Origin of the sequence: Paraburkholderia sp. SECH2, assembly GCF_030464795.1 — a bacterium.
Classification (GTDB): Bacteria; Pseudomonadota; Gammaproteobacteria; order Burkholderiales; family Burkholderiaceae; genus Paraburkholderia; species Paraburkholderia aspalathi.
Genome location: NZ_JALPRH010000009.1, coordinates 150,219 through 174,329, shown reverse-complemented (window position 1 = coordinate 174,329; position 24,111 = coordinate 150,219). Strand labels below are relative to the sequence as shown.

Below are 24,111 nucleotides of genomic sequence, written 5' to 3'. Positions count from 1 at the left end.
CGGGTCTTGTTCACCCGGTCCTCGTCGTGCGTTACCTGCGTCATGTGCATCACGTGCGTCCGCTGCAGGCATTCGGAGCGGACAGGAAGATCATTGACCTCCCTTGAAAAGCTCCTGGAGCCTTGCGGCTTCTCCGTTCCGCTGCGAGCGCACGAGGTCCTGATAGACATCGGCGCGGGTTTTGCCCTGCTGAGTCGCGGCGCCGCCCGACATCGAGTTGGTCGACATGTCTGGCCCTTGCGAACTGTTCATGATTTCGGTCGCCGTCGGCGGCTGTTGCGCGGTGGTGTCCTGCGCGTTTGCCTGCCATGAGCACGCGCAGAGCACGCCGCTGACCAGTAAAAGTGCTGTCTTCATTTTGACTCTCCTTTAGAAGTGGCGGCGCCTGCACCCACTGCGCCGAACCGAAGCGCCGATGTGCGCCGTGTCCAGGGAGAAAGCGGGTCGCTCCGTGGAACGGAGTGAGTGCGATCGGGCGAGGTTGCAGAGACGCTTAGGCTGATTGCAGTATGCGTGTCGGGTATGGGCCCGGCTATATGGCATTGGTGATAGACGAGGAGGGGCGCGGGGCGGGCACGCAGTGTTCTGGCGCCGGTCTGAAAGCGCAGTTGTGTGCGTCCATCAAAAGACGCTTAGTCCTGAAGAAGGCGTAAGGCGGCGTCCCACGCGAGATCGATCACGCCGTCAGCGCAATCCATCTCGAACTGTCTCGCAGTGCGCTCACATACTTCGACGCCAGGCATGATCAGGCGCGTGCCACCAGACATCGCCTGAATTTGTGCCTGGCACGCGCGCTCGAGCATATAGATCTCGTGAAATGCTTCCGCAGCCGAAGTGCCGCCGGCAAGCAGCCCGTGATTGGACAGAATCATTGCCTTATGCGGTCCCAGATCCGCGATCAGACGTGCACGCTCATCGAGATCGAGCGCGATTCCTTCATAGTCGTGATAGCCGATCCGATTGAAAAATTTCAACGCGTGTTGGCTGATCGGCATCAGACCGTCTGTTTGCGCCGACACAGCGATCCCGGCAGCCGTATGCGTATGGATCACGAAGGTAAGGTCTTCGCGAGCCATGTGAATTGCCGAGTGAATCGTGAATCCAGCGGCGTTGACCCGGAAATGCCCGGGCATCGAATGAGCACGCTTATCAATCACGTTTCCGTCACAATCTATCTTGACGAGGTCTGATGCGGTCACTTCATGGAAAAGCACGCCATACCGGTTGATCAGAAAGGTCGGGGTGGCGCCCGGTAACCGTGCGGTAACGTGCGTGTCGATCAGATCCGTCATCCGGAAATGCGCGAGCAGGCGGTAGAGCGATGCCAGTTCTTCGCGCAGTCGGCTCTCTTCGGTGTCAAGGATTGCTACTGATGTGTTGGGGTTGGCCATATGAGTCTGTATCGAAGTTAAGTGAATGCGGACAGAATCCAGCGGACTATGGCGCCACCTGGAACGCGAAACGTCGCGTAGCATCCGGGTGGTGGTCAGAACGTGGTTGCACTCGCGGATATCACCTATAGCAAGCGGACATCAACGGATTCATCATGCCGCCTGACCGAACGGGAACAAATCGGTAGCGGCAAAAATTTGGTTCAAGATTTTCTGAAGTATTGCCTGCTTCGAAATTTGCGGGTATTCATGCAGGTGGTGGCAATGCCCGGAAAACTGTCTGTCTTTCATAGTGGAGTTTGCGTTGAGCACAGTGATACCCGAAGCACGCCTGCTGCGAATTTTCACTTGCGTAGTACGCCATCAAGGCTTTGCTAGCGCTCAGCAGGAGTTGAACCTCTCCACTTCGGCAATCAGCACCTACATGAGCCAACTGGAAGCACTGGTAGGCGTGGTGCTTTGCCATCGAGGCCGGGGCGGTTTCAGCCTCACGCAAAAGGGAGCGGAATTTCACGAAGAGGCGATGCGGCTACTCGGTGAAGTGGAGGGATTCGAGCGCTATGCCGCCGGACTTAAAGGAGAGTTACGCGGCAGTCTCAAGCTTGGTGTGCTCGACGCACTAGTAACCGATCAGTCGCTACCACTGGCCAGCGCGATCGGTATATTCACGCATGAGTATCCGGCCGTTCACCTCTACCTGCACTTGCAAAGTCCATACGAATTGCAGTTGAGTCTGTTAGGCAATCGGCTGGACATGGCGGTTGGCGCCTTCCAGTTGAGAATGAATGGATTGCTGTATCAATCTCTCTATCGGGAGCAGCATTGGCTCTATTGCGGCGACAGTCATCCGCTATTCGGCGCGCATCGCGTTTCGGAAGCGGAACTGGCTCAGCAGAGGATGGTCGGCCGGGCTTACTGGAATCAGGCCGAGCACGCACGCCATGGTCTCAAGGCGACAGAGGCAACCGTGGATAGCATGGAAGGCCAATTGATACTCATCCTGTCGGGTGCGTACATAGGCTTTCTGCCAGAACATTTCGCCCAGCCGTGGGTCGACCAGGGACGATTGCGCGTGTTGTCGCCCGCAAGCTTTGGCTTTCACGCCCCCTTTTCACTGGTCGTACGGCGTGGACGTTCGAAGGAGCCACTGGTCCAGAAGTTTCGTGACATCCTGAAGCGACAACTCGGGAGTTGATGCGCCCCTCCTAACGCAGTAACGAACGTGGATTCAACCTGGCGCCGTGCTTGCCATTGCGTCAGTAGCAGGGGATTCGAGTCCGATGAAGCGGCGCACGCGCTCTGCGGCCGGATCGTTGCGAATCGAATCAGGCGAAGCAGCAAGTTGTATTACACCGCGCTCCATAAAGACGACCCGATCCGAGATAGACATCGCGAAATCCATCTCGTGAGTCACGATGATCATCGTCATTCCTTCCCTGGCCAGATCGCCGATGACCTTCAGAACATCGCCAACCAGTTCAGGATCAAGCGCTGAGGTAGGTTCGTCAAACAACATGATTGCCGGGTCCATTGCTAGCGCTCGAGCAATTGCAACACGTTGCTGTTGGCCGCCTGATAGTTGGTGTGGATACTTGTACGCATGAGCGAGTAAGCCCACCTTGTTCAGGAGCGACAGCGCCCGTGTGCTCAGCTTCTCTGCAGTGCCACGCCCATGGTATTGCGGCGCCATGACGATATTGTCGAGAATGGTTCGGTGAGGGAACAGGTTGAAACTCTGAAACACCATCCCGATGTGGCTGACACCCTCTCTTGTGCGGCGATTCCCCGACGGGTCGCCTGCTTTGATGAACGGTTCTCCGAATAACGAAATCTCGCCCCGATCGATGAACTCGAGTGCGTTCACGGTGCGGATAAGTGAGGTTTTTCCTGAACCGGAAGGGCCGATGATGGAAATGACTTCCCCCACGCCCACCTCAAGGTCAATGCCCTTCAGCACTTCGTGATCTCCGTAGCGCTTGTGGAGATTCGTCAGTTGAAGTGCGCCTGAAACGCCTTTTTCATGGGATGCGGCAGGCGTCGCGCGCGATGGGGGAAGGCTATGGAGCAGCGTCGACAGCGTCATTTCGGAGATCGTTCCCGATCGTCGCCGCGTCAGATCGAGCCGTCGTTCCACGTGCTGCAGTAGCCAGCCGAAAACAGTAACAATCAGCACATAGTAGATTGCGATTGCCAGAAGAGTCTCCAGCACCAGAAAGTTCTGAGCATAGAGACGCTGACCGACCATCAGCAATTCTGTTAGCGAGATCACCGAAACCAGCGACGTGAGCTTCACGCAGGTGATGAATTCGTTGATCAGCGTTGGCAGCGCAATGCGGAATGCCTGCGGTATAACCACAAGTCGTTGCAGGCCGATAGAGCGGATACCCAGAGCGGTACCGGCTTCGTATTGTCCACGGGCGACTGACAGCAGACCACCGCGATGAATCTCCGCCATGTATGCCGCCTCAGTGACCACGAGCGATACAAAGCCGGCAAAGAACGGATGTGACAATGCGGCGCCGCTAGACGGAATGAGCTGGGGTAGGTTGAAGACGAAGACAATCACAACCAGCAACGGCACACTGCGAAAGAACCAGATATACAGGTTCGCCGGCATTGTCAGCCAGCGTTTGCCGGATAGCTTCGCTACGGCCAGCGGAAAACCCAGAATCATGCCGAGCCCCCAGGATAGGGCGCTGAGTTCCATGACGGTGACACTGGCTTGCCAGAAGGCTGGCCGCGAAAACAGTGAGAGGAAGTATTCGAAATCGAAGTGCATGGAAACCTCGTACCGCGTCGAAACGCGGACGTAATGGCATTGAGATCAGGAGGATTTTGCGGGCGGCACGAGGTCGTACTTCTTCAGGATTACTCCGTACTCTCCGCTGTTTTGTAATTTATCCAGCGCCTTGCTCAGTGCATCGAAGAGACTGGAATTGTCCTTCTTCACATAGATGCCGAGCGTTTGTGGATAGATCAGTTGAGTCGATGTGACAACCACGCGGCCCGAGGATTTGGCCGCCAGCGCGCGTGCGGCGCCAGCGATTTCCATTTGAGCCTGCACGTTGTGAGACAGCAGGGCTTGCATTGCTTCAGGTGCCGACGGGAACTCGCTCACGCTGATTTCGCTCTTTCCGTGCGCCTTGCAGTAGTTTTGCGAGACGGAGCGTAGCGTCGGGGCCCATGACGCACCTTGCTCCACGCCAACACTGAGACCGCAGAGCGCTTCCGGTACTTGCGGCTTGAGTTGCCCAGAGGCCAACACAAGGATTGCCGCGCCCGTTTGAGCGTAAGGAATGACTCGAGCCTGGGCCACCCGTTCCGGAGTCACGTACATCCCGGAAATGACCGCATCGTAGTGGCCAGAATTGAGTCCAAGAATGAGGCCTGAGAAGCGGGTATCGACGAAACTCGCGCTCGCTCCCAGTTGCCTGGCAAGCAGACGTGCCAATTCGGGATCGGAGCCGACGACCTGGTCGCCTTCGTATGATTCGAAAGGTGGGTAGCTGATCTCCATGCCGACCTTAAACTGACCTGGCACCTGTGTCTGCGGTGTCGTCTGCGCAACGGCGCCAGTCTGTGCAAGTGCGCCGGCCGCAACCGCAAGAAGAATGCGGGCGGAATTTCGTTTAAAAGACATGGTGATCCTCCGATCGTTATTGGGGGCGTTGGTTCGGAGAGATGTTGCGTGGTTGGGCGACCATGAAAAATCATGGAAATAAAACAATTAGTTTTGGCTTATCTGAACTAACCGAACACTTAACACGTACCCGCGTCGGTGCTGGTTGTGGCCGCCGCATCCGCCGATTTGGCGTGTTGGCGCAGTCGGGCAAAGTTCTCCAGCCGGTTCTGTATTTTTTGGGGCAGGCGTACGCAAGGCAGCGCAGCGCTATGGGAGGGTGGGTCGGGCGCACGGAGCGCCCCGGCAACGTTATCTATGGTGGTTACGACGGCGGCAGATCGCCAACCGTCGTAGCCGATACTCGCTTATAAATGCGTCGAAGGCGTCTGCTGATACCAGTACGCGCATTGATGCGCGGTGTAGGCATCGAAGTTGGCGTTCAGCGTGTCGCCGAAGCTAAATACTTGTCGGTTGGCCCCCGAATACTGCTGCCATTGCGGGGTACCCGTCACGCCAGGATTACCGCTCCTGGCGAAATTGGCAATCGACGTCGACATGGTCGTAGCAAGCTGCGTCTGGCTCGCCGTCGGGTTGACCATTTGCGCGAACCAGTAGTCGGTGTCCGAGCCGTGAAAGGCGCCGTAGTCGATATTGGTCGGTGGCAGCGTTGAGATCAGGGTGTTCGTGCTATACGGTGTCTTCTCCGAGAACTGGTAGACAAAAGCAGAGGGCGCGAAACGCGCGATATTGTCCGTGTCCTGCATGATTCCGCAGATCACCCTATAGTCGCCATACACCCTTGCGAGCGCCTGACTCGGTGATTTGTACTGGCTGAGCGGATAGAGCGCAGCGGTGGCGTTGCCGTCCACGCCAAGAAATCCTTGTATCGTTGGGACATAGCCGCTGGAAGTCACTGGTTGCCCGTTAGCGTCGAAAGCCGCGGCGACAAAGTAGGTGCCCTCGTCATCCACGAACCCCGTCATGATTGGGACCTTGTTGAACTGCCCCGTGCTGAATGTTACAGAAGTAGACATCGTCAGGAAGCGGCCGTCCACGTTGGGAAGCCATGCCGGTGGATTGTTCTGCAGCGTCGCAGCGGCAGGCACGTTGCGTAGGCAGGCTGCAATGTCGGCGGACGAACCTGTCGTGCATCCCCATTGACTCGTGAAGCTCACGCCATCCGATTCAGCCTGAGCCAGCGTAGCCTGAACGCGGGTGAAGCCGCCGCTTTGCGGCGCAGCCTTTGCAAAGAGTCCGGCCGACATGGGCGAGACCATATGTGTGAAGACCGAGATACCGCCTGCGGAACCACCGGTGATTGTGATGTTGTCCGGGTTGCCGCCGAACGCGGCAATATTGCGTTTGACCCATGACAGCGCGGCATTCTGGTCCAGCAAACCGTAGTTGCCTGATGCGTGTTGGGTGTCTTCGGCGGTCAGAGCAGGGTGGGCCAGAAACCCGAGTGCATTTAACCGATAGTTGATCGACACGACAATTACGTTGTCGTTTTTGGCAAGCGAAGTCCCATCGATAAAGGCGCTCGAGCCAACCGCGAAACCGCCGCCGTGAATGGCGAAGATGACAGGTAGTGCCGAGGTAGACGCAGCATTGCGCGGCCGGTAGAGATTCAGATAGAGACAGTCTTCGCTACCCGTTGCGGCCGTGGCGCTGCCCTGAACGCACTGCGAGCGCGCGGTGCTTGCGTTGTAGGTGCCGGTGTAGTGCGCAGCCGCGGTAGGCGGTTTCCAGCGTAACGGGCCCACTGGCGGTGCGGCATACGGCAGGCCGAGAAATTCGCTGACGCCATTGGCTACCGTGCCTTTTGCCAGGCCTTGCTCGGTTTGCACAACGGAGGGATCCGACGCAACGTCGTTGCTTCCACAAGCGGTCGTCAACGCAGCGGCTGACGTTATAAGCGTGAAAATTACAATGAGCGAGCCAAACCGATCCATTCCTGTCTCCACAATTATTGATTTAGTTCTCTGAATGTCGACGCGTCGAATGAATCGGATTCCTTGAGGTATGTTGTCTGGCCGGCCTCGGTAATCGGAATGCCACGACGCGTTCTGATGCCGCAGTTAGCTTAGCGAACCTCTACGCTTAAAAAAATGGGCAATTTTTTTATGAACTCAATCTGGTATTTTGATGATCATGAATGCGATAACGCTTGATCAGTTTCACGTGTTCGTCACGGTGGTGGACGCGGGAGGCTTTTCCGCGGCGGCACGCAAACTCGACCGAACCCAGTCGGCCATTACGTATGCCGTCAAGCGGCTTGAAGAGGAAATCGGCGGTGAGCTGTTCGACCGGACGCTGTACAGGCCGCAACTGAGTGCGCGCGGACAGGCGCTCCTTGGGCGGGCCCGTAGAATTCTCGACGAGGTCGGGCAATTCCGCGAGCAGGCGAACTGGCTTGCACAAGGTCTCGAGGCAGTCGTGTCTTTGGTTGTCGATCCAATCGCACCCATGTCGTCAGTACTCGAATCGCTCAAGGCATTTCAGATACGCTTTCCCACGGTTGAGTTGCGCCTGACGCTGGAAGCGCTGGGGGCATCGGTTGCGCTTTTGCAGGACGGCAAGGCGGATCTGGGTTTGATCGTCGACTTCGGCGGGCTCGGTGCGGAACTCGAACGAACCTTTGCCTTCGACGTGCAACTGGTTCCGGTGGCCGCGCCCGGCCATCCGCTTGCGCTCGATGATGCGCAAGCGGATCGGCGCGTTCTTGCGCGGCATACTCAACTGGTGCTCAGCGACCGGTCTGAATTCACGCAAGGCCGGGATCTGGGCGTGGTCGGCACATCGTCCTGGCGCATCACGGATCTCGGTGTCAAGCACGCCATGCTGCTTGCCGGGATGGGTTGGGGCAGCATGCCCTTGCATATGGTCGAGGACGATCTTGCCGGCGGCCGCCTTGTCAGACTGCGGGTGGCGGCATGGAATCGTTCACCGGTTCTGCCATCCATCATGCTGTTTTCGGCGCGCTCCCGCGACCGGGAGCTGGGGCCGGCCGCGCGGTGGCTGCATGAATGCTTTACAACGGCCTAGCGGCCAGGTCCCGATATGTGTCCACGTCCACGCACTAAAGCCACTCAACCCTCGAGCAACGCTTGCGCGAGCCCTCCCAGCCGACGGACGCCGTCTTCGATGCGATGGTCCCACGCATGCCCGGCGCTCAGCCTGAGGCAGTTGCGAAAGCGCCGGCTTGCGGAGAAGACGTCACCAGGCGCGAAGCAAATGCCTTGTTCGAGTGCTTCGTCGAAGAGCGCGCGCGAGTCGAAGCGCCTCGGCAGTTCCAGCCAGAGCATGAAGCCGCCTGCCGGCCGGCTCACTTTTGTGTCGGTCGGGAAGCTTGTCTCGATCGCACGCGTCATGCGCCCGAGGTTCTCTTCGAAGATGCGCCGCACGCCGCGCAAGTGTGCATCGTATGCGCCGCTCTCCAGAAAGTCCGCGAGCGCGACCTGAGGCAGAACAGGGCAGCAGAGGCTGAACGCCAGTTTGCGTTCCATCACCTGCTGTGCGTAAGCACCCGCCACGATCCATCCGACCCGGTACCCGGGTGCGAGGCTCTTCGAAAACGAGCTGCAGTAGATCGTATTGGCGCCGCCGTCGAGCGCGATGAACGGCTTGGGCCGTTCGCGACTGAAGTGGATATCGCCATAGACGTCGTCTTCGATCAGCGGCACGGCATGCCGTGCGAGCAGCGCAAGGAGCGAGCGCTTGTCGGCTTCGGCCATCGCACAGCCTAGCGGGTTGTTGAAATTCGACGACAGTACGCAGGCGGCCACCGGTTCCGTATCGAGCAGGCGGGCGAGCGCGTCAACGTCGATGCCGCGCGTCGGGTCGGTGGGCAGCTCGAAGGCCTTCAGGCCCAGCACTTCGAGAGTATGGAGGAGGCCAAAGTAAGTGGGTGATTCGATCGCAATCGAATCACCACGCTTCGCGACTGCGGTCAGCGCGAGTGTCAATGCCTCGGTGCAGCCGTTCGTGATGAGCAGGTCGTCGGGCGACAGCGCATGTCCGAAGTGCATCGCCCGTTTCGCGATTTCGCGGCGCAGGCGCGGGTCGCCTTGCGGCGCGCAATAGATGTTGTAGCGCGTGCCGTGTTGACGTGCGGCACGCGCGAGCGCGAGGTCGAGCCGCTTCGACTGCAGCAGCGCCGCGTCGGGTACGGCGCAGCCGAGCGGCACCAGCCCCGGATTCGATACGTGCTCGAGCAGTCCCGCGACCGCGCCGCTGATCGACACCGTCGACGCTTTCGCGCGCGGCCGCGAGATCGATGGCAACGCGAGCGCGCCGCGGCGCGAGCCCGCGACATAAAAGCCTGACTGCGGCCGCGCGACCAGAATGCCGCGATCTTCGAGCAGGCGATACGCCTGTAACACCGTGGAGATGCTGATGCTGTGCTGTTCGCTGACGGCGCGCACGGATGGCAGACGCGTGCCCGCCGCGAGCGCGCCATTGTCGATCATGCCGACGATGAGCTCAGCCAGGCGCTCGTAGCGGTACGGAGTGGGCGTGTCCATGTCCATGGAAGGGCTCATAACAGTGTAATCGGTGTAATCCACGATTATCGACCCGGCGCCGCGGCTCGCCAAGAGGAATTGTGATGGTCAATTTTGCGGAAAATTGTGACTGTTATGGTCGACCGGTGGGCGCTACGATGCAGGCGTTGCGATCGCGTCTGAAGGAGCCGGGGTGCTGCGTACAGCGATAAATGCTGTCGGAACCAGGCTGGAACGGCTGTCTGGCTGCTTGCAACGGATCGTCTGACAAACAATTCACAGCAAACGCAAGGCAAAAGCATGCAGGGTATTCAACAGAACGTCGACGGACGACAGCAGGCCGACCTCAGCGAATCGGATCTAGAGGCGTGGCGCGGGCGATTTCCTCGCAACGAGATCATTTCACTTCTCAATGTGAACCGGCCGTTCAACCTGGCGGAGAGCACGTCGCAGGACTTGACGCTCGGCGAACTGCTGTCTCTGCCGGGTCTCGAGGATATCCGCAATCTGAAGCTCGGCTATGGCACATCAGCCGGTTCGGTCGCGCTTCGCGAGGCAATTGCCGAGGGCTGCAGGGTTCCAGCCGAGCAGATCATCACGACACAAGGTACCGCGCTGGGTCTGTTTCTTCTCGCTTTCGAAGTTTGCCGGTCCGGCGACGAGGCTGTCCTTGCGACACCCTGCTTTCCGCCGAGCCGTGATTGCCTGCTCGGCGCCGGCGTTAGCGTCCGCGAGATCAAGCTGTCATTCGAGCATGGCTATCGGCTAGACCTGGAGCAGATCGAGGCAAATGTGTCGCCGAAAACGAAGCTGGTCAGTATCGCTTCGCCACAGAATCCGGCGGGTATCCAGACGTCCCGTGCCGACGTCGAGAAGCTCCTTGTCCTGATGGAAAAGCGCGCTCCTGACGCGATACTTTTCATCGACGAGACCTATCGGGAGGCCTCGTATGGCGACAATGCGGCGCTCGAAAGTTTCGCGGGACTCGATCCACGTATCGTCACTGGCGCGTCGGTGTCGAAGGCGCTCGGCGCGCCGGGTTTGCGCACGGGTTGGCTCACGGTGGCGAACTCGGATCTGCGGGAGCGTCTGGCCGTCGCCAAAATGAACACCGTGATCTCGGGATCGGTTCTTGACGAGACGCTCGCCGCAGCGCTTCTGCGCAACAGGGAAGGCGTGCTCGCACCGCGACGCCGCTTGCTCGCCGCTGCGCTTCAGGAACTGGCGCTTTGGTGCGAGAGCGAGCACGAGCGTATCGAGTGGGTGCGCCCTGATGCCGGCGCGTTGTGCTGCCTGCGGCTGCGTGCCGACGCATTCGACGACATTGCTGTCGCGCGTTTCTGGGATCTGCTGCCGGGTCATGATTTGCAACTCGCATCCGGCGCGTGGTTTGGCGAAAGCAGCCGTGTATTCCGGCTGGGTTTTGGCTACCTGCCGCCCGCGCGTCTCGGACCCGCACTGTCGGCACTTTCAACGGTCATGGACGCCGCTACGGCGTGACTTGTCGGCATAGGCTGGAATGAATCGCCACGCCCAAGGGCGGGCGAGCGGAATCTTAACTACTGGACATGTGGAGCACAGCTATGAAAGTAAGAATCGCATATCTCGAGGAACCGCCGTTCTACTGGACGGGTGAAGATCATTCGGCGACGGGCGCCGACATCGAACTGGCCGAGGTGGTGCTTCGGGCGATCGGTGTGACCTCCATCGAACATCAGTTGACCTCGTTCGAAGAACTTCTGCCTGGTGTGCAGGAAGGCCGGTGGGACATGAACGTACCCATTTTCGTGACCGCTGAGCGCGCCGAGCGCGTTGCGTTCAGCGTGCCGGTCTGGGCGCTGGGCGACGGCTTCCTGCTTCGTCAGGGCAATCCGAAAGCGCTGACGAGCTATGCGGCCGTTGCAGCGCGCAACGACGCGCGGCTTGGAATCGTCGCCGGGACGGTTCAGCTCGACTCTGCAAAGTCGGTCGGCGTGAGGGATAGTCAGATAGTGGCGTTCAAGGGCCAAACCGAAGCGATCGACGCGCTGCTTGCGGGAAAAATCGACGCCTACGCGAGCACGGCAGTGGGCAGCCGTGTCCTTGCCAATGCCAATGCCAATCAGGAACTGGAAGTGGTGGCGCACGAATCGAGCAAGGATGGTAGAGCACCTGTCGGCGCGTTCTCGTTCAGCAAGAGCAATCCTGACCTTCTGCAGGCGGTGAATGAGCAACTTCGCAAGTACCTCGGTTCGGCTGATCACCGTGCCCGCATGGCGAAGTACGGGCTCACGCAGACGGAACTCGACAGCGTCAGCGCGACCTGAACGCAATGTCAGCGCAGCCTGTGCGGAATGATCCAGCCCCAGTCACTCAGGTATTTCGCCGAAGTCGCGCGCACGGGTTCGCTAAGACATGCTTCGGAGACGTTCTTCGTTGCACCCAGCGCGATCAGCAAACAGATCAGCAATCTGGAAAAGGAACTCGGCGCGGCGTTGTTCGACCGCTCACCGCGCGGCGCGACGCTAACCGCAGCCGGCCAGCTATTGCTCAACTACGTGAACGCCAACTCGCGCCACGTCGAGCAGTTGCACGCCGCAATGGACGACCTGAGCTCATTGCGCCATGGCGTGGTCCGGATCGCGCTGGTCGAAGCTGCCGTCCATAGCTTCATGCCCGACCTGATCACGGAATTCTCGCGTGACCACCCGGGTATCGCTGTCCATCTCGAGGTTTGCGGAACCGCTCAGATTGTCGACGCACTCGTCGATCATCGTGCCGAGATCGGCATGGCCTTCAATGTCCTCAATCGCGACGACATCAATCTTCATGGCCGCTCGATCCAGCCGCTGCAGATGATATGCCGGCCGGCGCATCCACTCGCCGGCCGGAAAACAGTGGCCATGTCCGAACTGGGTAACGTGAGGGTTGCGTTGCCGGCGCGGACATTCGGCATTCGCTATCTGATCGAAAAATCTGCCGAGCGGGCAAACGTCGCGCTTCAGGTTGCGATCGAAGCCAACTCACTGCAGGTTATCAAGAACCTCGTCAGGCAATCGGATCTTGTCAGCTTCATGCCACCGCTCACCCTTGAGCAGGAGACGGCTCACGGATGGTTACGGGCAGTACCGCTGGACGAGCGCGATTCCGGGTCGGCGACCATCGATGTGATCAGTTTTCGCGGGCGGCAACTGTCGGTCGCGGCACAGCGTTTCCTCGACCTTCTGATCCGGCGTCTCAGGACAAGCCACCAGTCTCCCTGACCAATCACCCCCGAGTGTTCTGTTTTTGTGACGATAGACGTCACTTCGAACGCCTTCCCCGGGAAATTTGTATCCCATCTAATGCATTCATCACGTGGGGCCGAGCCCGGGCACCACGAACCGAGTGAGGGACATGATGAATGTTGGATTGATAGGATGCGGCGCCATCGGTAGCCTGCTGTACGACTTGTTGAGCCGGTACGTGCCCGCCGTCCGTGTCGTGGCTATCTATGAACGGGACACAAATCGCGAGGGCGCGCGCAAGGCGCTCGACGCCGGCGCCCGGATTGTCGATAGCGTTGGCGACTTCCTTGAGAGTGATCTCGACCTCGTCGTCGAATGTGCAGGCCACGAAGCGCTGCGCAACCTGGGGCCGTCCGTCCTGGCGGCAGGGCACGACATGCTCGTCGCCTCGGTCGGTGCGTTGGCGGATCCGACGCTCGAGATGCTATTGATCGATAGCGCGACCGCTGCAGGGGCGCGTTTGCGCATTCCCTCCGGCGCACTGGGCGGCCTCGACGCGCTTGGCGCGGCGAAGTTCGCCGGCCTGCGCGAGGTGCGCTATGAATCGCACAAGGCGCCGGGCGCCTGGCGGGGCACGCACGCCGAAGCGCTGGTTGTGCTCGACGACATCGAGCGGCCGACCGCCTTCTATGAAGGCACGGCGCGAGATGCGGCGCGCCTCTTTCCACAGAACGCCAACGTGGCCGCTGCGGTCGCGCTGGCCGGCGTCGGCTTCGATCGGACCAGGGTGGTGCTGTATGTCGATCCGCTTGCCACCGGCAACACGCACCGGATCAAGGCCGAGGGCGATTTTGGCCACATCGACATTGCGGTCACGGGCAAGACCCTGCCGAGCAATCCCAAAACCTCGATGCTGGCGCCGTGCAGTCTCGTACGTGCGATCGCAGACCTCAACCAGACCCTGGTCGTCGCATAGCCGGCGAGAGCGCTTCTCGTCGGATCCCCACGCGGATTCGCAGTGAGCGGCCATAAATAAGAACACCGATCCTAGATAAGGATGCCAAATGAAATATGACATTGAGACGCAAACCCAACCCACCGACGCCGTGCGCAGCCCCTATGACGGCGCTGTGGTCGGTTATATGCCGATTGCCGATGCGGACGCTGTCGAACGGTCGATCGAACGCGCACAAGCCGCGTTCGAGATCATGCGCCAACTGCCTCGATTCACCCGCGCGGATATTCTGCAACGCGCGGCGGACCTGATCGAATCACGGCGCGACGAGTTCGTGCGCACGATCGCGGCGGAGTCGGGCAAGCCCTTGTACGATGCGCGCGGCGAGGTTTCGCGTGGCATCTTCAACTTGCGTAACGCGGCTGCCGAAGCACGGCGCAGTCATGGTGAAGAAGTACCGCTCGATGTCGACGCGGGCGTTTTCGAATACCAGACCACCGATGCCAGCGGCAGCGCTACGGAATTGTCTCGTCTCGATCTCGACAAACTGGCAGACATGCGCCGTCGTGTGGGTATTGCAAGGCGTTTTCCGATTGGTCTCATCCTGGCGATCTCGCCGTTCAATTTTCCGCTCAATCTTGTCCTGCACAAAGTCGCGCCGGCGATTGCGGTAGGCAATGCAGTCGTGCTGAAGCCTGCACCGCAAACACCGCTCACGAGCCTTCTGCTGCAGGAAGTTATGCGCGATGCGGGTCTGCCCGATGGCGCGCTGGAAGTGTGTCACTGCAGTATTCCTCTTGCGGAGTCGATGGTCCGTGACGACCGCTTCGCCATGGTGACCTTCACCGGCAGTGCCAAGGTCGGCTGGCATATCAAATCGATCGCAGGCCACAAGAAAGTCGCGCTTGAGCTTGGTGGCAATGGCACGGTGATCGTAGCGGAAGACGCAGACCTTGATCTTGCAGCGGCGCGGTGTGTTCGTGGCGGCGTGGTGTTCGGTGGGCAGTATTGCATTGGCGTACAGCGCATTCTCGTACACGAGAATGTACGCACCCAGTTCGAGGCCAGGCTGCTCGACAAGGTGCGTGCGTGCAAGGTCGGCGATCCGATGGAAGAGGGCGTCGACGTGGGTCCGGTGATCGACGAGAAGTCGGCTATCCGCATTCAGGGCTGGATAGACGCAGCGCTGACCGGCGGCGCGCGTCTGCTGGCCGGTGGCCCGCGTGTCGGCGCAGTCGTGCAGCCGACCGTGCTGGCGGATACCCAACGCGGAATGCTGGTCGAGGACGAGGAAATCTTCGGACCCGTACTCACGCTCAATAGCTATCGCACATTCGATGAAGCTGTAGAGCGTGCCAACGATTCACGCTATGGCTTGCAGGGCGGCCTGTTCACACGGGACCTGCAGCGCGCGTTCCGGGCGCTGGAGAAATGGGATGTGGGCGGCCTGATGATCAATGACGTGCCGATCTATCGCATTGACAACATGCCTTTCGGCGGCTGGAAGGAATCCGGCACCGGCCGCGAGGGCACACGTTACGCGATGGACGAGATGTCGGAAATCAAGCTGCTCGTGATCAACTATTCGTGAAGCCAGGTCGCGCGTTTCGCTGAACGCTGCGAAACGCGTCTTCCATGTCCTCTTCCAGGATCCAACATGTCGACGTCTCCCCTGAACATCCCCTCCTGTGACCTCGAAGATGACGCCCCGACCGGGCGCAGTCTCTATCGCAAGCTCACATGGCGGCTCGCCCCATTCTTGGGTCTATGCTTCTTTGCCGCATTTCTGGATCGCGTGAATGTAGGCATTGCCAAGCTGCAGATGCTCGATTCACTTGGATTTAGCGAAACGGTGTACGGGCTCGGCGCCGGACTGTTTTTCGTCGGCTATATCCTGTTTGAAGTGCCCAGCAACCTGATACTCGAGAAAGTCGGCGCCCGCTTCTGGATCGCGCGCATCATGGTCACATGGGGCGTGCTTTCAGGGCTGACGATGTTCGTGAAGACGCCCGGGCAGTTCTATCTCGTGCGTTTCCTGCTGGGCGTGGCGGAAGCCGGGTTCCTGCCCGGCGCACTGCTTTACCTCACCTACTGGTTTCCCGACGCGCGGCGCGGCAGGATAGTCGCACTCTTCATGGTGGGCTTGCCGCTGTCGAGTCTGATCGGCGCGCCGCTCTCAGGCTGGATACTGTCGGTCTTTGACGGCGTGCATGGCTTGCGAGGCTGGCAGTGGCTGTTCGCGCTGGAAGCAATGCCTTCCGTGCTGCTTGGTGTGCTCGTTTATATCTTCCTGCCGAAAACGCACCAAGGTGCGCGTTTTCTCAGCGCTGCCGAACTCGCGAGGCTAAAGCGGGACATCGGAATCGATCGGGAGGAGAAGAAGGAGCATCGGCTGGCTCAGGCCTTTGCCAATCCGAAAGTATGGGTGGTGGGTTATCTCGACCTCTGCGTACTGCTCTGCTTCTATTCGATCAGTTTCTGGATGCCCACGATGCTGCGCGATGCCGGCGCGAGAAGTGCGATCGAGATTGGCGCGCTGATGGCAATCCCCAATGGCCTGGCGGTTGTCATGGTTCTGCTAACCGGGATCAGTTCCGACCGGTTCCGGGAACGTCGCTGGCATGTTGCCGTGCCCTTGCTGTGCTCAGCGTTTGGCCTGATCGCAAGCGCCTTTTTCCCGGGCAGCGTGCCCGCCATCGTCATCCTTCTCTCGGTGGCTAACGCCGGGGCCGCGGCGGCGATGCCGGTGATCTGGGCGCTTCCGTCAACGTTTCTTCGCGGCACGGCAGCAGCAGCCGGTATTGCATTCGCGTGCTCGATTGCCAATCTTGGAGGCTTCGCGAGTACCTATTTCCTTGGCTGGCTGAAAGACCGGACACATAGCGTGGGCACGGGTGTCATCACGTTCGGTATCTGCCTGCTGCTGGGTTGCGTGCTGGCGCTGGCAATGCCGAAGCGGGTCGTCAACCGGTGAGCGCTTGCCATTCTGGTCAGGCGAAATTGTAATGGTTGCATAGGCGAAAAACTGTGACTGTTACGGTTGGGCGGCACGCGCTACGATGCATGTGTTGCACTTGCATCTAAAGAATGCCCAGATGTCCACTGGAGTCAGACGAGGCGAACATGAAACGATCTTATAAAGTGGTTGACGTCTTCACCGTGAGGCCGCTTCTGGGCAATCCGGTGGCCGTGGTATTGGACGCTGAGGGCCTGACCACTGACGCGATGCAAGCTGTCGCGCGCTGGACCAACCTGTCAGAAACGACCTTTGTCCTTCCGCCCACAACAGCCGGGGCCGACTATCTCTTGAGGATCTTCACGCCGCGTAGCGAGCTTCCCTTCGCGGGACATCCGACTCTGGGTAGTGCTCACGCAATCGTGGAAGCGGGGTGTGTCGCACCGCGTGAAGGCGGTCGATTGATTCAACAATGCGGCATCGGCCTCGTTGAATTGACGCTCGAGGAGCGAGGCGAAGATCGCCTGCTCACGTTCAACCTGCCACCTGCGAAGCTGGACCCGCTGCATGCAGCAGATGTGGCGGAGCTGGAGCTGATCCTCGGGTGCAAAGTGGACCTCAAGACTGCGCCAGGTGTCGTGAATGTCGGCGCCATCTGGATCGTGGCGCATCTGAACGATGCCGCTTCCGTGCTCAATCTTCAGCCGGATTTCGCGAGGTTGGCGGACCTCGAGCGCCGCCTCGGTGTCACGGGCCTGACCGTATTCGGCACGCGCGAGCATGGAGACGATGCGGCAATCGAAGTGCGTACCTTCGCGCCATCCTGTGGGGTGGAGGAGGATCCTGTCTGCGGAAGCGGCAACGGCAGCGTGGCGGCCTTCCAGTGGCAACGCGGCCTGGTGCCGCGAGGCGGAACAGATTACGTGGCTGCTCAGGGACGGTGTGTCGGTCGAGACGGGCGAATCAAGGTAAGCGTGGATGCGAACGGGAATGTGCGCGTGGGTGGTTCCTGCGTCACATCTGTGGAGGGCTCGCTTACGCTCTAGACAGGGACCGGACGCGAGACGTGCTGAAACAGCTTGCGCGTTGGCTTCTGACATTTTCCGTATTCGCAAGAAAGGACGCAGGCACTTCGAAATGAATTCCGCATTCCCCATTGACTCATCGCCCGGCTTCATCTCGGTCACCAATCCCTTCGATGGCGTCGAAGTCGGCACGGTTGTGAACATTCCACCGGAAGGCGCGCAAGTGCTGATACAGACCGCGAAGGAGGGCGCGCGCGTTTGCCGTAACCTGTCCCGCCACGAACGCTCTCGCGTGCTCGAAACCTGCGCATCGCTCGTGGAACGCGATAGCGACGCCTTTGCGAATCTCATCGTCGCGGAAGCGGGTAAGACGATCAAGCAGGCCCGGAAAGAAGTGCTACGTTGCGTGAACACGCTCAAGCTATCCGCCGATGAGGCACGTCGAAACGCAGGTGAGGTCGTGCCGTTCGACGCGTACGGCGGATCGGAAAACCGCCAGGGGTGGTTCACTCGGGAACCGCTCGGCATTATCGTTGCGATCACGCCGTACAACGATCCACTCAACCTGGTTGCGCATAAGCTCGGGCCGGCAATCGCCGGCGGCAATGCCGTCGTTCTCAAGCCCTCCGAACTCACGCCGCTGTCGGCGATCAAGCTTGTTGGATATCTGGTGGCGGCCGGCATGCCGCCGAACGTCGTGTCGGTTGCGACAGGTGGCGCAGCGCTCGGCGAAGCACTCGTCTCGTCCCGGGACGTCAGAATGATTTCGTTTACCGGTGGATTCGCAACCGGAGAGAGAATAGCCAGCTCCGCAGGCCTCAAAAAGCTTGCGATGGATCTGGGCGGTAATGCACCCGTCATCGTTCTGAACGACTGCGACCTTGAGGACGCTGCTACGTCGTGTGTGTCAGGAGCGTTCTGGGCCGCGGGCCAGAACTGTATTGGCACGCAACGCATTCTGATTCAGTCGTCCATCTATGACGCGTTCAGGACGCGTTTCGTTGCCGGCACCAAAGTGCTCAAGACGGGCAATCCCGCGTTGCCTGATACGGACGTCGGGCCGATGATCACGGCTCAGTCAGCGGCTCGCACGAGACGCGTGGTGGATGCCGCGCTCAGTCAGGGAGCCACACTGCTGTGCGGCAATACTCAGGACGGTTCGCTTTACTCGCCGACGGTACTTGAGGACGTCAGCTTCGAATGCGACCTGTGGAAGCAGGAAATATTCAGCCCGGTTGTCGTTCTTCAGCGGATTGAGACACTGGATGAGGCGCTTTCGCTCGCCAACAGCTCCGAATACAGTCTGCATGCCGGCATCTTCACCAATGATCTGCATGCCGCGCTCAAGGCAGCCGACAGGCTGGAGGCCGGCGGCGTCATGATCAACGACTCGTCGGACTACCGATTCGACGCCATGCCGTTCGGGGGATTCAAGTACGGAAGCCTCGGCCGCGAAGGTGTCAGATTTGCGTACGAGGAAATGACTCAACCAAAGGTCGTGTGCATCAGGAAGGCGGTATATGACAACCGTGAACAGTCAGCAACGGCCTGATAAGGACGAACCGGCAAGCCTTTCTTTCGCCAGTCAGGCCGTGCATGCCGGGAACGTCATTGACGCCACGACGGGCGCGATCCGTACGCCGATCGTCCCACGAAGGTGACGGATGTCCGGGCGCTTGCAAAGATCGCGCACGATGCCGGCGCCATGCTGTCGATCGACGCAACGTTCACGCCCCCGCCGATGTTTCGCGGCCTTGAACATGACGCGGATTTCGTGGTTCATGCGCTGACGAAGTACATCAACGGGCATGGCGATGCGATGGGCGGTGCCGTGATCGGGCGCGCGGAGCTGATTCGCCGTCTGAAGGCCGATGCGCTTGTCGATGTGGGCGGTTCAATCTCGCCTTTCAATGCGTGGCTGATCATGCGGGGCTCGGTGACCTTGCCACTGCGTTTGGCTCAGCACGTGGCTACCGCGCAGAGGGTCGCCGAATTCCTCGACAAGGATCCGCGTGTTGCCTTCGTAGCGTTTCCGGGATTGCCTTCCCATCCTCAACATAGACCCAGCCGATCTGATTGCGGATATCGAGGCGGCGCTCGACGAGACGTTCGCCTGACTGACAACGTGCTGCGTGCTTTCCAGTTGGAGGTGCGGTTGAAATTCCGGGCCGTGCTGGCGGATCAACGAGCGCTGGCCGCGTGGGGGAAATTTCAAAGCGAAGTGGAATAGATCGCAATGACGAGCTGTTGTATGAGCAGCCCGGGTGAACCGGTCGCCCACACAACAACAGGTTCGGACATGCTCAACCCCCTTATTTCCCGGCGGCGTCTGATGGCCGCGGGGTCCATGGCCTCATTCAGCGTACTGTTTTCGAAGCTTGCCTACGGCGCGGTCACAGGCGACGCCGGGCCCGCCGCAAGCACGGCGACGAGCGTCGTTCCGGCATTTCTCGGCTCGTCGCCGCAAACACTGCCGCCGCTGCCATGGGCTGACAATGCGCTTGAGCCGACCATTTCGGCGCGCACCATCGGCATTCATTATGGCAAGCACCACCGGGCCTATTTCGACAATCTGCACAAGCTTCTTGCCGGCACGCCGCTCGAACAGGCATCGCTCGAACAGATCATCATGCAGTCGCATGACCAGCCCGCGCTCGCAGACGTTTTCAACAACGCCGCGCAGGCATGGAACCACAACTTCTACTGGAACTCGCTGAGCCCGGCGCCGAGCGCGCCGAGCGAGAAACTTCAGGCGGCGATCACCCGCAAGTTCGGTTCCGTCGATGCACTCGCGAAGGCGCTCGTCGCAACGTCGGCATCGCAGTTCGGCAGTGGCTGGGGATGGCTCGTGCTCGATCGCGGAGAACTCGCGGTCGTCAAGACGAGCGACGCGGAAACGCCGTTTACGCGTGGACTCGTACCGTTGCTAACCGTGGATGTATGGGAGCACGCGTACTACCTGGACTATCAGAACCGTCGACCGGACTATCTGGTCGCGACGGTCTCGCGTCACCTGAACTGGGCGTTCGCCTCAGCCAATCTTGACCGTGTCTGACAGGACGCGGGGCAGTTTCACGCTTTCATCGTATCGGGTCAAACGAGCATCGCCATGATTCGCTTGCCACGCAAAATGCGCCATTCAATCAGCGCCGTATGGTTGTTGGCAGTAGTCGGCACGCCGGCTGGCGCTGCGCCGATCGACCCGCCCGATGCGCGAGTGCTATTAAGCACCGCCGCATCCGGCGTCCAGATTTATTCCTGCGAATACGATGCGAACCACACGCTCGGCTGGGTGTTTCGCAGTCCGCGCGCCACGTTGTTCGATACGGCAGGGGCCGCGGTGATCGAGCATTCGGCGGGACCCTCCTGGGAAGCCCGCGACGGCAGCCGGATCGTAGGCCACGTCCTCGCGCAGACGCCGAGCGAAACGCCGAACGGCGTGCCGCAACTGCTGCTGGGGACGCGCTCGACAGGCGTGAAGGGCCTGCTGAGCGAGGTGCGCTACGTGCAACGCACGATGACCGCAGGCGGCGCTGCGCCGACAGCGCCTTGCACCGTCGAACACGCGACAGGCAGCTCGCCGTATATCGCCACCTATACTTTTTTCAAGTAGTAAGCGCCGGCGGACGGCACCCCATAAGACGCGTGACTAGTCGCTCATCTGCTTGCAGCATCCGTGACTGCACAGCGAGAGCGACGAGCTTGCCGTTGTCGTCCTGAATCTGCACGACACCTTGGCGCGGCGACAGAGTCAGATCTGTCGCCGCGCCAAGCCACGTGTGTTGCTCGAATGTTGACGATGCCGCTCAACGCCGGCCTCTTCAACACAACAGGGAAGGGGAAGAACGGCGTATCGAGGACAGCGCGCGAAAAGGGCGCGGGCTAAGTCCCGAAGAGCGGCGCGGTGCGGCGGGTGGAAATGCTGTTGCCCAGCGCATTCAGATCGGTACCGCGGGGCGGCCCGATCAGTGCGTAGCCGAGTTCGGACTGACGCCAGGTGACGACCGTCATCGACGCAACCTGCCGCGTTGCCGTGCCCGCGTCGGGCTTGGCTTCTTTCATCACGCACAAGGCGACGGGCGCGCCCTGTTTGGGCAGATAGACGATCTGAATGAGCGGTTTGTCGTTGAAACGCAGGCGCTGCACGCGCTTGAACGTGAGGCCGTAAGCGCTCAGGTCCGGAATGCGAATGGCGAGGCCATCGTCGTCGCGAATCTGCGCGGTGGTTTTCGCCACCAACGCAGGGTCGGCTTCGACGTTTGCGAGCGTGTCACGAGAATAGAGTTGTTGATAGCTGGCGGCGGCCATGACCCAAGGCGACACTCCGCTTCCAACTGACGCCACCGATGCGCCGGCCGTCGACGCAGGCCCGGTGCCGCTTCCGAGGCGCAGCACGAACCCACAGGTGAACGCCCCCGCGACGAACGCGACGGCGAGCCACGCTGGCGCGATGCGCAAGCGCGAGCGGATCGCCGCGGACGCCTCGGCGCCGGCAGGATGCGGCACGACGGCATCGTTGACGCTCGCATCGCGTCCGGCCGGCGCGACCGCGTCCTGCCGGCCCGGCGCTTCGTTCCGAGCGGCATCTTGCGCAGACTGTTTTGCCGCGCGTGCCATCCCGGCAATCCGCGCGCTCAGGCTTTCGGGCACCGGCGGCAGAGTCTGCCGCGCGAACGCTTCCGCGTAGGGCAGACGCGACGCCCTGAGCCTCTCGACGCGCAGCATGGCGTCGGCTGAGCCGTTCAGCGCGCGCTCCACGGCTTCGCGTGCGTGGGCGGGCAGTGTGTCGTCCACGTAGGCCATCAGTTCGATGTCGTCCGGATTCATAAGGCCTGTCTTTCACTCTTCGCGGAATGGGACGCCTTGCCCAAACCTGCATGACGCCTTAAGGGCTATTAACACAACACTCGTGGCTTGAGACTATTCCATCGGGCATGCCGTCACCCGGAGGTGGCGGCTGCGATCGGCGAGGCATCGCTGAAAAGCGGAGCCATGTCGAGGTTGGAGATGCGCTTGCCGAGCGCGCCGAGATCGACGTCGCCCGACTTCCCGATCAGCGCATAGCTCAACTCCGCTTGCCGCCACGTCGCGACGTCCATTGCATCGACCGTCTTCGTCGCGACCGGCTGGTCCGGTTTCGAGTCTTTCATCACGCACAGCGCAATGGGCGGGCCATTTTTTGGCAGATAGACGATCTGCACGAGTGGCTTGTTGTTGAAGCGCAGGCGTTGCACCGACTTGAAGGTCAGCCCGGCGCTTGTCAGGTCCGGAACGCGCAGGGCGAGCCGGTCGTCGCTGCGAATATCCCTGACGGCCTTTGCGGCGGCCTCCGGATCTTCCTGCGTGTACGCGACGGTATCGCGCGTGTACAGCTTCTGATAGCCGACCGCCGCCGCCACCCACGGAGACACGTCGGCGTTGGCGGTCAGCTGCGTGCCGCCGCTTGCAAGCGGGCCGAGCCGCACGAACAGGCCGCAGGCGAAAGCGCCGGCGACGCAAGCGGCGGCAAGCCAGACCGGCATGGCGCGCAGGCGCGAGCGCACGGGTTCGGAGGGCGCTTTTTCGCCGGGAGGCAGGACCGGGTCGTTCGATTCCCGGGCGCGATGCGCGCGGACCATCTCGTCGACCTTGAGCTTCAGCGAATCGGGCACCGGCGGGAGCTTCTGTTGCGCGAAGGCGCCCTCGAAATCGAGCCGCGAAGCGCGCAATAGCGCGACCTTTGCCCTTGCTTCGGCGGACTCGCGCAGTTGCGCTTCGACCGCGCTGCGATCCTCGGGCGACAGGCTGCCATCCACGTAAGCGAGCAGTTGAGCGTCGTCAGCCATCATGCGATTGAATCCTTTTGTATCTTCGCCGGCCGCACTTTCGGCGTCTCACCGCCAAGCAGTGCGCCGACCGCCTGGCGGGCGCGCGACAGGCGGCTCATGACCGTGCCGATGGGTACCTCGAGCACGTCGGCGGCTTGCTGATAGCTCAGGCCTTCCACGGCGACGAGCAGCATCACGACGCGCTGCGCTTCCGGCAAGCGTTCGACGGCCTCGATGATCTGCCCGTGCATCAATTGCGTTTCGGGACCCCTGTCGACGGGGTCGGGAAGATTTTCGAGGAAGTCGTCGTCCCAATCGAAACTGGAGCGTTTGCGCACGCTGCGGGCGCGCAGCTCGTTGATCCAGGTCGAATGGACAATCGAGAACATCCAGCTCAACGGAGCCGTGTCGGGCTGCAACTGATGGGCGCGCTCGAGGCCGCGCAGGCAGGCGCGCTGCACGAGGTCTTCCGCATCATGCTGGTCCCCCGACAGGCGAAGCGCGAACGCCCACAAGCGCGGCAGCATTTCGGGAAGCATGTCTGGTAAATCTGCAGCGTTCATTGAACGAAAATCTCCCATGTTCCCCGAGACGTGTTCGAAAGCACTGCGAGCACGTCAACCTCGCACCAATATTTGGACTATCGT

The 24,111-nt window shown here is 60.6% G+C and carries 22 protein-coding genes; 13 read left to right on the top strand and 9 right to left on the bottom strand.

Annotated features, from left to right (window positions below):
• Positions 1-90: 90 nt before the first annotated feature.
• Both M0D66_RS17745 and M0D66_RS17740 read right to left on the bottom strand, forming a co-directional pair.
• Positions 91-357, bottom strand: coding sequence for a DUF4148 domain-containing protein (locus M0D66_RS17745; RefSeq protein WP_093640156.1), 267 nt, complete (start codon positions 355-357; stop codon positions 91-93).
• Between the two features lie 275 nt (positions 358-632).
• Positions 633-1,391 carry a class II aldolase/adducin family protein gene (locus M0D66_RS17740; RefSeq protein ID WP_211705517.1) on the bottom strand — a complete coding sequence of 253 codons (759 nt, stop codon included), beginning with the start codon at positions 1,389-1,391 and terminating at the stop codon, positions 633-635.
• Positions 1,392-1,683: 292 nt separating this feature from the next.
• Between M0D66_RS17740 and M0D66_RS17735 the strand changes: the two genes are divergently transcribed.
• Entirely contained in the window at positions 1,684-2,586 is a 903-nt protein-coding gene (locus tag M0D66_RS17735; protein ID WP_308112687.1) for a LysR family transcriptional regulator, read from the top strand.
• Between the two features lie 33 nt (positions 2,587-2,619).
• Here the strand turns inward: M0D66_RS17735 and M0D66_RS17730 are convergent, their stop codons facing one another.
• The 3 genes from M0D66_RS17730 to M0D66_RS17720 form a co-directional block, all read right to left on the bottom strand.
• Positions 2,620-4,170 carry an amino acid ABC transporter permease/ATP-binding protein gene (locus M0D66_RS17730; RefSeq protein ID WP_211705515.1) on the bottom strand — a complete coding sequence of 517 codons (1,551 nt, stop codon included), beginning with the start codon at positions 4,168-4,170 and terminating at the stop codon, positions 2,620-2,622.
• Between the two features lie 45 nt (positions 4,171-4,215).
• Positions 4,216-5,031, bottom strand: a complete 816-nt coding sequence (locus M0D66_RS17725; RefSeq protein WP_211705513.1) for a transporter substrate-binding domain-containing protein — start codon at positions 5,029-5,031, stop codon at positions 4,216-4,218.
• A gap of 347 nt (positions 5,032-5,378) precedes the next feature.
• The gene (locus M0D66_RS17720; RefSeq protein WP_266211086.1) at positions 5,379-6,860 is read right to left on the bottom strand and encodes a carboxylesterase/lipase family protein; all 1,482 of its coding nucleotides are present in this window, start codon (positions 6,858-6,860) and stop codon (positions 5,379-5,381) included.
• A 304-nt stretch (positions 6,861-7,164) separates the two neighbouring features.
• Between M0D66_RS17720 and M0D66_RS17715 the strand changes: the two genes are divergently transcribed.
• Positions 7,165-8,058, top strand: a complete 894-nt coding sequence (locus M0D66_RS17715; protein ID WP_211705509.1) for a LysR family transcriptional regulator — start codon at positions 7,165-7,167, stop codon at positions 8,056-8,058.
• Positions 8,059-8,102: 44 nt separating this feature from the next.
• On the opposite strand, the gene M0D66_RS17710 is transcribed toward M0D66_RS17715, so the two are convergent.
• Positions 8,103-9,542 carry a PLP-dependent aminotransferase family protein gene (locus M0D66_RS17710; RefSeq protein WP_244179452.1) on the bottom strand — a complete coding sequence of 480 codons (1,440 nt, stop codon included), beginning with the start codon at positions 9,540-9,542 and terminating at the stop codon, positions 8,103-8,105.
• 273 nt (positions 9,543-9,815) lie between these two features.
• Between M0D66_RS17710 and M0D66_RS17705 the strand changes: the two genes are divergently transcribed.
• The 11 genes from M0D66_RS17705 (at position 9,816) to M0D66_RS17655 (ending at position 21,270) form a co-directional block, all read left to right on the top strand.
• Positions 9,816-11,015 carry a pyridoxal phosphate-dependent aminotransferase gene (locus M0D66_RS17705; RefSeq protein WP_093640139.1) on the top strand — a complete coding sequence of 400 codons (1,200 nt, stop codon included), beginning with the start codon at positions 9,816-9,818 and terminating at the stop codon, positions 11,013-11,015.
• 83 nt (positions 11,016-11,098) lie between these two features.
• A complete protein-coding gene (locus tag M0D66_RS17700) occupies positions 11,099-11,821 on the top strand; it encodes a transporter substrate-binding domain-containing protein (RefSeq protein WP_256455158.1) in 723 nt (240 codons plus the stop codon).
• Positions 11,822-11,848: 27 nt separating this feature from the next.
• The gene (locus tag M0D66_RS17695) at positions 11,849-12,757 is read left to right on the top strand and encodes a LysR family transcriptional regulator (protein ID WP_211705505.1); all 909 of its coding nucleotides are present in this window, start codon (positions 11,849-11,851) and stop codon (positions 12,755-12,757) included.
• Positions 12,758-12,890: 133 nt separating this feature from the next.
• The gene (locus tag M0D66_RS17690) at positions 12,891-13,697 is read left to right on the top strand and encodes an aspartate dehydrogenase (RefSeq protein WP_211705504.1); all 807 of its coding nucleotides are present in this window, start codon (positions 12,891-12,893) and stop codon (positions 13,695-13,697) included.
• An 88-nt stretch (positions 13,698-13,785) separates the two neighbouring features.
• Complete coding sequence (locus M0D66_RS17685; protein ID WP_211705502.1) at positions 13,786-15,267, top strand: aldehyde dehydrogenase family protein; 1,482 nt, start codon at positions 13,786-13,788, stop codon at positions 15,265-15,267.
• A 66-nt stretch (positions 15,268-15,333) separates the two neighbouring features.
• Positions 15,334-16,650, top strand: a complete 1,317-nt coding sequence (locus tag M0D66_RS17680; RefSeq protein WP_093640125.1) for an MFS transporter — start codon at positions 15,334-15,336, stop codon at positions 16,648-16,650.
• Between the two features lie 149 nt (positions 16,651-16,799).
• The gene (locus M0D66_RS17675; protein ID WP_266211085.1) at positions 16,800-17,678 is read left to right on the top strand and encodes a PhzF family phenazine biosynthesis protein; all 879 of its coding nucleotides are present in this window, start codon (positions 16,800-16,802) and stop codon (positions 17,676-17,678) included.
• A complete protein-coding gene (locus M0D66_RS17670; RefSeq protein ID WP_266211084.1) occupies positions 17,611-19,209 on the top strand; it encodes an aldehyde dehydrogenase family protein in 1,599 nt (532 codons plus the stop codon). Before M0D66_RS17675 ends, M0D66_RS17670 begins: the two co-directional genes overlap by 68 nt.
• A gap of 153 nt (positions 19,210-19,362) precedes the next feature.
• Positions 19,363-19,887: a PLP-dependent transferase gene (locus M0D66_RS17665; RefSeq protein WP_244869689.1), complete on the top strand. Its 525-nt coding sequence runs from the start codon at positions 19,363-19,365 to the stop codon at positions 19,885-19,887.
• Positions 19,888-20,127: 240 nt separating this feature from the next.
• Positions 20,128-20,712, top strand: a complete 585-nt coding sequence (locus M0D66_RS17660) for a superoxide dismutase (protein WP_244869698.1) — start codon at positions 20,128-20,130, stop codon at positions 20,710-20,712.
• Between the two features lie 54 nt (positions 20,713-20,766).
• Positions 20,767-21,270, top strand: coding sequence for a DUF3455 domain-containing protein (locus M0D66_RS17655; protein WP_211705495.1), 504 nt, complete (start codon positions 20,767-20,769; stop codon positions 21,268-21,270).
• A 269-nt stretch (positions 21,271-21,539) separates the two neighbouring features.
• On the opposite strand, the gene M0D66_RS17650 is transcribed toward M0D66_RS17655, so the two are convergent.
• The 3 genes from M0D66_RS17650 to M0D66_RS17640 form a co-directional block, all read right to left on the bottom strand.
• Positions 21,540-22,484 (bottom strand): anti-sigma factor, encoded by a 945-nt coding sequence (locus tag M0D66_RS17650; protein WP_211705494.1) that lies wholly within the window; start codon positions 22,482-22,484, stop codon positions 21,540-21,542.
• A 113-nt stretch (positions 22,485-22,597) separates the two neighbouring features.
• Positions 22,598-23,485: an anti-sigma factor gene (locus M0D66_RS17645; RefSeq protein WP_211705492.1), complete on the bottom strand. Its 888-nt coding sequence runs from the start codon at positions 23,483-23,485 to the stop codon at positions 22,598-22,600.
• Positions 23,482-24,027, bottom strand: coding sequence for an RNA polymerase sigma factor (locus M0D66_RS17640; RefSeq protein ID WP_093640102.1), 546 nt, complete (start codon positions 24,025-24,027; stop codon positions 23,482-23,484). The genes M0D66_RS17645 and M0D66_RS17640 overlap by 4 nt, the downstream gene beginning before the upstream one ends.
• Positions 24,028-24,111 lie beyond the last annotated feature (84 nt).